The organism is Oleiphilus sp. HI0080 (genome assembly GCF_001635135.1).
In genome coordinates, this window is record NZ_LWFU01000533.1 from 1 (window position 1) to 12,743 (window position 12,743).

The following is a 12,743-nucleotide window of genomic DNA, read 5'->3' on the forward strand; positions in this document are numbered from 1 at the left end:
TAAAGGCTCGCCGACACGGATTGTTCGAACTGCGTACCAGAATTCTCCAAGTACAGCGTTTCGAAAAACGTTATGTTATTGTGATCTTGGCCGATATGCTTACTGCCGAATGAAATAAACTCTGAACAATTGCGACCCATATGGCTCAAGCTCAGAAACACCCCCAAAAACTGTTGTTGTTCCATTTGAACGACCAAAGGCTATTCGGCCTGGGTACGCTAAAGATTCGTGAAATCATCCCCTTTCAGCCACTCAGTAAGTTACCTAACAGCCATCCAAGCGTTGTTGGAACAATGAGCTTTCGTGGCTCTGTTGTGCCCGTCATTGATACTGGAGCCGCTGTGGGTTACGCACCAACAAGCAAAGACCAGCTCCAAGCATCCTCGATCATCATCGCGGATCTTCAACGCATGGAAATTGGCTTGGCCGTGCATAGCGTCAGCAAGATCATAGAAGCGGAATGGAAAGAGGTAACTGCACCTCCAAAATCGCTTGGTCAATCCGCATTTGTAACAGGCTTACTGCGCGAGGAAGATGGAACCATCATCCAGCTGATGGATGTAGAGCTATTGCTATCGAGGGTTTTCCCAGAGTCGATCGACTCGACTCAAGTGCGCCTTACGGATGTCGATCGTGAGGCAATCAAACGCCTAAATATTCTATTGGTCGATGATTCAAAAGTGGCTAGGCGCCAGTTAGCTGATGCACTCGATGCGGCTAGCGCAACCTACTCGATGACCAGCAACGGTCAAGAAGCCCTCGACATACTGCTCGCATTTGATCGCGAAGGTAAACCGATTGATGTTTTGGTGAGCGACATCGAGATGCCAGGATTAGACGGTTACGAGCTTACCTTCAGTATTCGTGATGATTCAAAACTAACACAACCCTACATTATTCTTCATACCTCACTAAATAGTGAAATGAGTGTCTCTTACGCAAAACAAGTGGGCGCGGATGAAGCGCTAACCAAGTTCGACGCCCGAGAATTAATGCAGGCGATACTTGGCGCTACCAAAGATCGCTAGATTACTAATCATCGCGATAGTCGCTCCGGGTTAAAAGACTTAGCCCCTTCGACAAGCCCTGCTCTAAGACCGAATACGCTAAATGGGCTCTCCAAACTGTAGCTCGGCAAGTCGCTTGTAAAGCGGAGAGACTTTCGTCAGTTCTTCGTGCGTCCCCTGGGCGACAATCCGTCCATGATCAAACACAATAATACGGTCAACATGCTTAATTGTGGATAAACGGTGCGCGATAATCAGCGTTGTACGGTTTTTTGTCAGTGTTTCCAGCGCTTGTTGCACGTGATATTCACTCTCTGAATCGAGTGCACTCGTCGCTTCGTCCAACAGGAGTATTTTAGGGTCTTTCAAAATGGCACGGGCAATCGCAAGCCGTTGCTTTTGGCCACCAGACAACCGCACTCCCTGCTCACCCAAATCACTTTGGTAACCGTGCGGAAGAGCCTCAATAAAGTCATGCGCATGCGCCGCTTTTGCAGCTAACACTACCTGCTCCTGCGTAGCATGATTGGAACCATAGGCAATGTTATACGCAACATCTGCAGAAAACATGACGGGGTTCTGAGGAACAATAGCCAGATGTTGACGCAAGATCATCGTCGAAAGCTGACGAGTGTCATTTCCAAATACCTCAATACACCCTTGTGCAGGATCATAAAACCGCTGAAGCAATTCAAACACCGTTGATTTCCCTGCCCCGGATGGACCAACCAAGGCAATACGCTCACCTTCCCTAATCGTCAGCGATATAGTATCCAATGCTTTAACCTGCGGGCGTGAGGGATAACAAAACGAGACATCATGTAAAGCAATCGCTTCGCTGCTCACTCGATCCGCCTTGGGTTCTCCGTTTTCAGCGCGATACGGAATCTCTGCTTCAACAGCGAGCAACTCAAGCAAACGCTCAGTCGCACCCACTGCGCGCTGCAACTCACCATAGACCTCAGAAATGGTCGCCACAGAACCCGCCATCATTACGGCATAAAAGATAAACGCCGCTAGCTCACCACCACTTATCTCACCAGCCAGCATATCGCTGCCACCCACCCAGATAAGCGAAGTGATCGCAACAAATACAAGAAGAATAACCGCCGCAATCAACAAAGCACGTTGCTTGATACGCCGCTTGGCAACATCAAATGCCGTCTCTACCTCTCGGTCAAAAGCGGTACGTTCGTGATCCTCCTGGGTAAAGGCTTGTACCGTTTTGATGTTACGAATAATCTCTCCGGCATAAGAGCCGACATCGGCAATGGAGTCTTGGCTCGCTTTGGACAGTCGCCGAACACGACGACCATATAAGACAATGGGCAACAGAACGAGCGGTACCCCCATAAGCACCATCGCACTCAACTTGAGGTTGGTATAGAGCAATAAAATCAGAGATCCCACAAAGGTGAGTGCGCTGCGCAAAGCCATAGAAAATGACGAGCCAATGATATTTTGTAGCAAACTCGTATCTGTAGTGAGTCGGGACATAATCTCGCCACTTTTGTTGAGTTCAAAATAGCTGGGGTGCATGCCAACCAAATGAGAGAACACGGCAGAGCGTAAGTCAGCAGTCACGCGCTCTCCGAGCCATGACACAAGATAGAAGCGGGCATACGTACCAAGCGCCATAAAGAGGGACAAAAGCAAAACAACCTGAGCGGTTCGTGTGAGTGCTTGAGGAGAACTCGCGACTAAACCATCATCCACTAACACGCGAACGCCTTGCCCAATTGAGAGAGTGACACCGGCTGTAAATACCAAAGCAATACCGGCAAAAATCAGGGTCAGTTTGTAAGGGCGCATAAAAGCCCAAAGTTTTAATAGCACACTGAAAGAACGCGCTGGTTTTTGCTCTGTGTTGAGCGGGGTAGGAACAGACATTCAGGTTCTCATGTAAGATAGATTAGCGACGCGCATAACCTAATGAAGCATCATGACCCAGAGTAAACGAGTCCGGCACTGGATGAAACCTATTCCAAAAAAGGCGAGGAACCAAGTACACCTAAGATAGGTCTTAAAACGATGATGCTGCGTAGTCTAAAGTAATTGGGCGCGGCCTATCTTACACAGGCGAAAAATCAGACAATCGCAAGAGAGCGCAAGGCAAGCTTAGATATGAGGCATACAACAATAATATGGATTCTTTAACGCAGGTGGCACTGGGTGCCGCAGTTGGCCACACGATGTTGGGACGCAAGATCGGCAAGCTCGCGCCTATTTGGGGCGCAGCAATCGGCACTTTGCCCGATCTTGACGTATTTATCTCATTTGGTGGCGTTGTCGAAGACTTTACCTACCACCGAAGCTTTAGTCATAGCCTTATAGTCCAACTATTTCTCGTTCCCTTATTAACGTGGCTCGCACTCAAACTGCACCCATCGACTCGACCTTATAAAACACGCTGGGCGCTAACAATTCTTGCTATTCTCTGGACGCACTCGTTACTCGATACGTTTACGGTATATGGAACGCAGCTGCTCTGGCCCCTCAGCGAATACCCTTTTGGGCTTTCTAGCGTTTTTATTATTGATCCGGCTTACACCCTCCCTCTATTAACCGGATTAGGCATTGCGGCATATTTGGGTTGGCAAAGCCCAAGGGCGAGATCTGTCTCTGTGGCCGCACTCCTAATCAGCTCGACCTATCTTTCTTGGTCACTGGTCGCTAAAGCGACAATGAAAGAGACCATTGCCAAGTCGTTGGTAGAGCAGAATCTCAATGTCTATGCAGTGCTTACGACACCGATGCCATTCAATACCTTAATCTGGCGCATTGTCGCTTTAAGTGATAACGAATACTTCGTGGCACATGTCGCAGTTTGGGAAGACGCTCAATCCGTAGAGTTTCGGCGCTACCCAAAGGGTGAGGATCTGCTCTCGAGCATCGGCGACCAGTGGAATGTGCAACGCCTTCAATGGTTCACCAAAGGTTTTTATCGCGTTGCGATTCGCGACAATAAAATCGTTATGACCGACTTACGCATGGGACTTGAAGGTAGTTATGTTTTTAACTTTGCCGTCGGCGAGAAGCAGAGCCTTGAAAGCAATCAAGTACTCCCGGTATTGGCATCTCGTGTTGAAGAAGCACGAGATCTTTCGAGAGTGCCTCTGCTGTGGAACCGTATGTTCGACCCAAACATATCGCTGCATCCGAGACTACCAATGCAACAGTGACTCGACTTAGAAACGGTTCGCTAAAGCATGTGTGCAAACGAGAACTATCTAAATGCCCCGAAAATTCTCCGAGGGCATGGAGAAATCTCGTGAAAAACGGTCAAAAGCGCGTGACAAGACCTTCTTGTCACAAACTCTCACACAGTCGTTACACTTCGCAACTATGGTTTTCGCAGCAATTATCTATACTCAAACAATAGATAGCTTAATGGAATATAGACTCTTTGCTTTATAGCATTCGCACTAAATCATCATGCAATGGAATATGCATGCAAACACTGACTCTTGCTTGCCTCGCAATTGTTTTGGCTTGCTTGAGCCCGCTCGCCCATTCGGTGGGGGAGCAAAATGTGCCTAGCGTAAGCTATTCCGTGGATGAAGCTCTCCCAATCAAAATCGGAACCCAAATGCTCTATCTAGAAGATTCAGAGCATACGCTTACCTTCGAGCAGGTGTTAGATACGCCTGTCGCGGAATGGCATGTCATCGAGAATGCTTCTCCTAACTTTGGATTTACCCAATCGGCCTACTGGTTTCGTTTCAATCTAGAGAATAAACAGCCCAACAATCAAGACATTCTCATTGAACTCCCGATCGCATTTTTAGACAGCATTAAACTTTACCAGTTTGAGGAGCGGCGAGTTCTCCAAAAACATCATGTTGGCGACGAGCGGCCGTTTTCAGAGCGACCTATTGCACACCAAAAGTTCATCCTTCCCTTTAAATTGAATCCCGGTCAGAACGAGTTTTTATTGCGGGTTGAAACTGCGGGCTCGGTTGAAGCAACACTATTTGTCTGGGAACCAGAGGGTTTTCTGATTGCAGATGGCAACGAACGTTTAATGCAGGGCATTTGGTTTGGTGTGCTTAGTATCATGGTCATCTACAACTTTTCGCTTCTGTTCCTGCTGAAAGACAGGACCTATTTGTATTACACGGCATTTGCCTTGAGCTATTTGATGTTTCAAGCGAGTTTGACCGGCTATGGGTTTGCATATCTCTGGCCGAATCAGCTGCTCTGGAACAGTTACGCGATATCTGTCTTTATTGCCTCAGCCAACTTTTTTGGCTTTGTCTTCCTGATGAGCGCTCTGGATTTGGCAAAGCACAGCCGTAAGATTTACAAGCTCGTTTATTATATCGCTGGACTGAGTGCTGTTCTTCTCGCGTTGACGTTCATCGTCCCTTACAACATTACCGTACGAGTGAATAGCGCGATGGGTATGGTGACTTGCTTTTCGGCGTTAACCATCGGCTACTGGAGCCTCTATCGCGGCAACAGCCTCGCTAAATACTTCTGCCTAGCATGGACATCAGCGTTTAGTGGGGTGGCGATTTTGATTGCGACTAAATTTGGCTTCTTGCCCTCAAACTTCTGGACCAACAACGCCGGACAAATCGGTATTCTGATTCAAGTCTCGTTACTCTCTTTCGCGCTCGCCTCTCGTTTTAATCGAGAAAAAGAAATGCGCATTCGGGCTCAGGAGTCTTCTCTTGAGCACGAACGCTTTGCCCGTCAAACGCAGGATGAGTTGCTCACCGCCAAAGCAGAAGCCAACCTAAAACTTGAACAAAAAGTAGCCGAGCGAACCTTGAATTTGCAAACAGCGATGACAGAGCTGGAAAGCGTCAACAAAAAACTTGAGATCATGTCGACCACAGACGCGCTAACCAAACTCGCTAATCGTCGACATTTTGAAACCGCATTCGATACCGAATTTAGACGTTCAAGCCGACACAAGCGTCAGCTTTCAATTATTCTCTGCGATATCGACCACTTCAAGCGCATTAATGACCAACATGGTCACCAAGCGGGCGATGCGTGCCTACAAAAGGTCGCCAAGATTTTTATGGAGCGAATCACCCGTTCTGGAGATTTAGCTGCGCGTTACGGCGGCGAAGAATTTATCATCTTGTTAAGTGAAACAACGGTAAATCAAGCGAAGCAGATTGCTGAAGATTTACGCGACAGTATCGAGAACCTCAATCTCGAATTTGCCGGCAGGGCGATTCCGGTTACGGCAAGTTTTGGCGTATCGTCATTACGTGCTAGAAATACACAGAGCGGCGACCAACTGGTTTCCCAAGCGGATACTGCGCTTTACGAAGCCAAAGATTCAGGCCGAAACCGGGTGGTATGTTTCCATGATATGGAAGATCCAGAGGCCGATGGAACGATCGCGTTCCTCAAAAGCTAGGCTTTAAACGGCCTTGGTCAACACCCGTTTTTTGCCTAATTCCATTTAATCGGCGCGTCGCTCGAGCCTGGGGTATCACTCAAGTGGGTACGCCCCTTGTCCGGAGCATTTGTTTTTTTATCTTCTTGCTCACCAATATTGCTTTTAGAAACATACGTCGGATCAAGGTGTGTCATTGTGCTGTCAGTGACCAACTTCGCCACATAGTCCAACGTGACACTAACGCCGGCATCCTCTGGTCGATCAAAGTCTGTGGTAATTGTATCTGCCCATAAGACTTTCTGCGTCGCGACCTCGACAACCTGGAAAGAGATATCGATTTGATCCTCCGTACGCTCTTTCTTCATACCGTAAAACGCCGTTACTTCTGTTTCACTGCGTAATTCATGAATGCGCCCTGTCATCATATAATCCGCACCAACGACCCGACCAAATCGGCTCGCCTCTTCTGCCGAAACAGCATCAGAGCTTAATAGTGCCGCTTCGCTTAAAAACTCCTTGCTCAAAGAGCTCGTGTCTGCACGCTGAACAACAACGAAGTATTGTGTTTGCGTTAGCGAACTCACAAGCTTGTCTTTCATTCGGTTCGATAGTTGAAAACTATTGCTTGCCGCCTGACCATTATGAACAGCGAAGGTAGGGTGTGAAAAACGAAACGGCATGACAGCAATAGAAGGACGACCGGCATCATCAATCAGCGATTCGTACTCCGGAATCATTGCTTTCACCGTCACCTGCCAATTATCGCCTTCTATAGCAGGCGGCTTCACCGAGCTTACCTGGTATGATTCAAGATATTTAGTGCCGCTGGTGACGATCCGATCCTGAACACCAAGATTGAGCTTTGTAGAAGTCTCTGTCCCTGACCCTGAAGTCGACTCTGTAACAACCTGATCAAGCTCTGCTTTTATCGACGCTACCTTGCTAAGCTTTGCACCATTGGCTTGCTGTACAGCATTGAACAATGCAGCACTGAGTGCTTGATCATAGTCTTTCGCTACTCCCGTTGCCGTCTGCTCACTCGACGCGGCAGAAGCGCTTGATACAAAAAAAGAAAAACAAAGCACCGCCAGTAAGACTGTTTTCATCCGAACCTCCATTTTTATCCAAAAAAAATGGCCAGAGTTCATCTCCAGCCATTTTTCAGCGATTTCCCAAACTTAATGCAGCCCTAGCCTAGAGTGCCAAGAATGACTTACTGCCCGTTTTACGGATCTCTTTTTCACCAGCCCATTCCATGATGCCAGTTTCAAGGTTGACCATTTTCATCGTGAACTTGTAGTAAACGTCTTTGGTATCATCATCACGTTTCACAATGCTCGCCAAGTTGCCATACAGCATAAACTCGGCACCCGTTTGCTTACCAAAGGAAACCGCTTTACTTGGGTCAACCATACCGCTGTCCATTTGAAAGTCCAATTGTTCCTGTATTTGCTTAACCGCAGTCATATCTACGAAACGGAATTTACCCGATTGCAGGAGTTTGGTTTGAATCGAGTCCGTAATCGACTCCGTATCAATATGCTCCGTCGTCTTGTTTTTAATGCGATCTACAAAAACTACGGGGCGGCGATCCGCAGTCATCTGCACGATAGGTGGAAATGACAGTACGTCATCTACCATTTTGGCCGCAATAGACTGCAAGTCTGTGGAGCCGAAATCCGTGTTGGTCGTTTCAACGGCTGTCGCATCGCCATATGACACTTTATTCGCACAAGCGCTAACGAACATGCATAGTGCAATTACGCCTAAAACTTTTACTTTATTCATCATGCTTTCCTTCTTTCTGAGTTCCTAATGCGTATTAATCTTGAACCAGTATTTGAAAACTGGTCGCTGTCGGGTTGGGTGCGACAGCTTGAACGGACTTGCTCTCGTACCCGGTAATCGTTAAAGGCTGCCAAGGTCTGCCATCAATCGCGACTTCAAAGTCATCTTTGTCGAGCCACTTAAACTTGTATTGAAAATTAATGTCGCCACTAGACTGGTTCTTGATCGTTGCTTGCACGCGCAGCAAGTTGCCTGCCTGCCCCATCTTCGTGTCTTCAATTACGAGGTTCGCAGACAGAAAACCGCTATTCGACACAATACGCTGCTTTACAGATCCATCTGGTTCAGAAGACACCGTCGCAGTCTCATAGACGGCACAGCCCCCCAATGTGGCTACGCCGACGACCACCACCCCCATCAAAGCACCTGCCAAAATAGGATGTTTTTTCATCAGTTTCTCCTTTTTCAATTCTGCTCGCCTAAAGCGGGAACACTTGTGTAATCAAACGACTATCTACGTGTAGCACCCTCACGAAGACGGTTCTGCCAGCCTTTACCTCTAATGCTAGCTTCTCCATGGTATTCGGCGCTCTCAATGTGAGCTCCCGGCTACCCTCTTTCAAATTTATTCTCAATGCTTGACCCGTATTGGGAATCGTCAACCAACTTCGTCTATCGGCGCTCTCAGATACAATGTTATAAACATTGGCAATAAACTGCGCGGCAGATCCCATTTGCTGGCCAGACTGCGCTTGCAGCTCGTTTTTCGCGATTCCCCTCAGTACCTGACGGGTGATTAACGCAGGCATCCGTTCTTTTAGGTCTTTTACGGCAAGCGCACCAAATTGGACGAGTTGATCAGTTTCTCCGAAGTCATTGAACAGATCATCCGAGACGCTCAGAGTCGCGCTTTTTGGCCACTTCGATGGGTCATAATAAGGGAAGGCTACGGTAATCAAACCGCCATCGGAAAAGTTTGGAAAACTAAATCGTGTCTCTATTTTCTCTGGGATAAAACCATCTTCATACAACAGAACCACTGTGCCTTCGTCTTTGTTAGGCGCGTTACCGTCAATGCCTTCAACCTTGGTACCCTGTTTTCTGGAAACACGCGCCACGTCGCTGATTAAGAGCTCAGAGCCCGGATTAATCTCAAGCGCTTTTTTATAATCGACGAGAGCATCGTTAAGTTCGCCTGTCGCCTCCCAAAACGCTGCCGAGTGATAATAAGTATAAGGATTTTGAAATGAGCTTTTCACCTGACCGGCGACCTCATCCAGCCCTGGGAACTGGCGGGTCACTTCGTCGATGTCTATTGCGTTTTCCCTTGCCTTCTCTTGCGCTTCAGCGATCTCGCTCTCATGTCGCTGCTCAAGCACTCGCTGCTCAAGCGCCACTTTACGAAACTCTACCGCCGCGCCCTCTAGATCTCCCTTCGCCCAATAATTAAGCGCTTGTTGGTGATGCACAAATATACGTTCGTAACCTGCGCCTTTATAAGGAATAGCATTGTCATTGGTGAGTAAGGAAGCGCTCTGAGCGCCCGCATTTGATACTTGAATCGTGGCAGCAAGATCCTGTGCCTCAAATGCATCAATAACTTGCTGGTAGTCTGCCTGACTTTGTTCGAACTTACCGGCAACCTGCGCCACCCTGCCACGCTCCATCATATATAGCATGGCATCGGCGCTCGTCCGATCACTGTCTAAACTTTTCAATACGGTCTCGGTATTCGCACTGCCGCTAATTGCCGCTCGATACTCTTGTGCCTGACTGGGGTAGGGATTAAAAACAGAAGTAACCGCACACCCGGAAGAAAGGCTGACAACAAAGAGGATGCATGCTCTTTTGAATAAGCATTGAAGCGGCATTGCGGTAATTCCTTATCCTTGGGATTTGCGCGAAAGACAAACAGGCCTAGGTACGGATTTCCCTGTCTCTTTTGTCCTTTGGAGGTAAGACTACATCAACCGACCTGTAGAAAAAAGCATGCCCGCAATGATATTTCGACCGATTATTTGACTCGCTTCACCACTCGAAGCTCAACCCAACATCAAGGCCGATGCCCCGATCCGACAAGCCTCCTTCCGAGTTATATAGAGACGGAATAACATTGTCCTGATCAAATAGATTGTAGACCTGCAAAAACGCAGAGTGATCTCCACTCATGCCAAAGAAATCAAGCCCTTTAACCAAACTCAAATCTGTTCGATAGTAATCGTCTGCACTGTCAGGCTTTGCGGCACCCAAGTAATCGCCCTCTGCGTAGTCGAGCATGATACGTTGCTTTAAAATCAGCTCCAGATCCGCATCCACAAAGCGATATCCGCCTTCCAAATTTAATATCCATGAAGGAAACGCCACATAGTCGGTATCTGCTTCTTTGTTGGTACTATCCACAAAGCTCGCCACGCCTTCGAGCCTAAGCTGATCAATTTGGCGTCGCGCGACAAATTCAACGCCATAAGATTCATTGCGCCCAGTATTGACATATTGATTGAGCGGCGGCGTCGTTGGCACAAGCACAATTCCGTCTTTCCATTGGTTGGCAAAGAGGGTCGCCTCCAAAGAATAGGTTTGCCCATAAAAAGCATTGACCCACTCCAAGGTATCAATGATCTCCGGCTCAATCTCGGAGTTTGCGTCAATCCCTTGAACAGAGCCTAGCCTTTCAATTGCCGTAGGCGCACGGTAGGCATGACCGTACAAGAGTTTGGTCGTATAACGCTCGCTCACGTGATAGACAGCCCCTAGCCGAGGCGACAAGTGCGTATCTAGGTCAGAATAGGAATCAGCACGCAAACCATATACAAGTTGGAATCGGTCATTTACAAAGCCCGTTTTTGCTTGAAAAAGTGCAAAATCGATTGTTCTTCGAGAGCCCAAATACGGGTTTTCCTGATCGAGCAAAACGCCGCCATTGGCATCCACCCTTTTGAAGTCAGTACGTTCTATCTTCAAACGATCTCGCCCAAAGCCAAACGCCCATTGGGTTCCGTAATGGCGCTCCCGCGATTTTACGTACACATGCAAACCAGAGCGATGCTCTTCGTTCGATTGCGTCAGCTCATGTGGGCAATAGATTGGGTTTGGGCTGGCGTTGGTGGCATTTCGACATGGCAGAGTGACGTTGCTCAGTGTGGTGAGAGAAGTGGGATAACGCGAGTTATCAAACATCCACTCTTGCTCCGAGCTCCAATGATAAAGTTTTGCTTCTAATGAAACGGCGGTGCCTATGTCATGCGCGACATCAACCGCACCTAGCCAGAAGTGAGAGTCCTGATCAGTGACATCTTTGTCTTCAGTTAAACTGACCGATTGCAAATCAAAGCTGGCTGGTAAGCGCGCGAAAAATTGCGTGCCCTGCCCCGGAAATCCCTCGGCCTGATAATCATCGATGTAAGCCGTCAACTTGTATCGGGTGCTTTCAGCAATTTCTCCGGATACCGTTGAAAACACGCTCACGTCTTTATAATCGTAGGCACGCTCACTTGCATACTGAAGACCATCGTACGGTGACGTATAGTTGTATGCTAGGTCTTGATCACCTTGGCGCGTAATAGCAACACCGGTATTTAACCTAGCATTGCCAATGCCCTGAGACACAAACGCTGATGCGTCGCCATAATTTGATTCACTTGCTCTGACTGATGCGGTTGAGAACCGCTCCAAAGAAACGGGCAATCACGTTAAAAGGATGGCCTTAACCAGTAAGGTTCTTGGCGAGGCCTACGGCTTAGATCGCCATGATGTTAAAATCTTGTATAAAGCAGCGCCATTACACGACATTGGCAAAATTGCGATTCCGGATCACATACTCAACAAACCAGGCAAACTCACTCCAGAGGAGTGGGAAACCATGAAAACGCATGCCCAAATCGGGCACGACATTCTAGCCTCATCGGAGCTGGAAGTACTGCGCGCCGGGGCCGTTGTTTCCGTCGGTCACCATGAAAACTGGGATGGCTCAGGCTATCCCAAAGGCATCGCAGGCGAAAACATCCCCATCTTTGCCAGAATTGCAGCCCTCGCAGATGTATTTGATGCACTGATCAACAAGCGCAGCTATAAACACGCTTGGGATATTGAAGATGTAAGAAAGTTCTTTGTGGAAATGAATGGCGTTAAATTTCAGCCAGAGTTGGTTGATCTACTGTTCGAGAATGAAGCAAAACTTCTTGAGATACAGCGTGCCTATCCCGATTAATCCACAACAAAGATTGATAGGCTGCCTCCGCCACGCTGTCAGTGAATTCCACGCATCATAAAGAAAGCACTTTCTCTAAAACCTCAAAGTAAGTGATCTAGCTCAAGCGCTAACGATACAGGGCTTGAGTGAAACATGCTCTAATAGCGCAATGCTTAAAGAGCATTTTGGCTCAAATGTAACGACAAAAATCCAATAATACGTTGCCGGAGCGGATGGATGATCGAGAACACTGCAAGCCTGCGCCTGAAGTTCGCGCAACAACGCTGGCTCAAAGATGTAAGAATTCTGGAGGTCATCGCTGTTGCGGCCATTTACATCGCTTGTGCTCGGCTTGGCCAACTATTCGCAATCGAACCTTCAAATGTGACACCCGTTT

General features: G+C 47.9%; 10 protein-coding genes. 4 read left to right on the forward strand and 6 right to left on the reverse strand.

The window, feature by feature from the left end; genetic code table 11:
* Nucleotides 1-140: 140 nt before the first annotated feature.
* On the forward strand, nucleotides 141-1,028 hold the full coding sequence (locus A3751_RS11420; RefSeq protein WP_068455958.1) for a chemotaxis protein: 888 nt from the start codon (nucleotides 141-143) through the stop codon (nucleotides 1,026-1,028).
* 78 nt (nucleotides 1,029-1,106) lie between these two features.
* Here A3751_RS11420 and A3751_RS11425 read toward each other — a convergent pair whose 3' ends face one another.
* Nucleotides 1,107-2,897, reverse strand: coding sequence for an ABC transporter transmembrane domain-containing protein (locus tag A3751_RS11425; protein WP_068455961.1), 1,791 nt, complete (start codon nucleotides 2,895-2,897; stop codon nucleotides 1,107-1,109).
* 254 nt (nucleotides 2,898-3,151) lie between these two features.
* On the opposite strand from A3751_RS11425, the gene A3751_RS11430 reads away from it, so the two are divergent.
* Complete coding sequence (locus A3751_RS11430) at nucleotides 3,152-4,189, forward strand: metal-dependent hydrolase (protein WP_068455963.1); 1,038 nt, start codon at nucleotides 3,152-3,154, stop codon at nucleotides 4,187-4,189.
* Between the two features lie 350 nt (nucleotides 4,190-4,539).
* Complete coding sequence (locus tag A3751_RS11440) at nucleotides 4,540-6,387, forward strand: diguanylate cyclase (protein WP_197466289.1); 1,848 nt, start codon at nucleotides 4,540-4,542, stop codon at nucleotides 6,385-6,387.
* A 35-nt stretch (nucleotides 6,388-6,422) separates the two neighbouring features.
* Here the strand turns inward: A3751_RS11440 and A3751_RS11445 are convergent, their stop codons facing one another.
* The 5 genes from A3751_RS11445 to A3751_RS11465 form a co-directional block, all read right to left on the reverse strand.
* Entirely contained in the window at nucleotides 6,423-7,475 is a 1,053-nt protein-coding gene (locus A3751_RS11445) for a CsgG/HfaB family protein (protein WP_068455973.1), read from the reverse strand.
* Nucleotides 7,476-7,563: 88 nt separating this feature from the next.
* A complete protein-coding gene (lpoB, locus tag A3751_RS11450; protein WP_231871933.1) occupies nucleotides 7,564-8,160 on the reverse strand; it encodes a penicillin-binding protein activator LpoB in 597 nt (198 codons plus the stop codon).
* 31 nt (nucleotides 8,161-8,191) lie between these two features.
* The gene (locus A3751_RS11455) at nucleotides 8,192-8,608 is read right to left on the reverse strand and encodes a YcfL family protein (protein ID WP_068455976.1); all 417 of its coding nucleotides are present in this window, start codon (nucleotides 8,606-8,608) and stop codon (nucleotides 8,192-8,194) included.
* Nucleotides 8,609-8,636: 28 nt separating this feature from the next.
* On the reverse strand, nucleotides 8,637-10,028 hold the full coding sequence (locus A3751_RS11460; protein ID WP_068455979.1) for a COG3014 family protein: 1,392 nt from the start codon (nucleotides 10,026-10,028) through the stop codon (nucleotides 8,637-8,639).
* 157 nt (nucleotides 10,029-10,185) lie between these two features.
* A complete protein-coding gene (locus A3751_RS11465; RefSeq protein ID WP_156492396.1) occupies nucleotides 10,186-11,763 on the reverse strand; it encodes a TonB-dependent receptor in 1,578 nt (525 codons plus the stop codon).
* 37 nt (nucleotides 11,764-11,800) lie between these two features.
* On the opposite strand from A3751_RS11465, the gene A3751_RS11470 reads away from it, so the two are divergent.
* Entirely contained in the window at nucleotides 11,801-12,364 is a 564-nt protein-coding gene (locus tag A3751_RS11470; RefSeq protein ID WP_156498638.1) for an HD-GYP domain-containing protein, read from the forward strand.
* Nucleotides 12,365-12,743 lie beyond the last annotated feature (379 nt).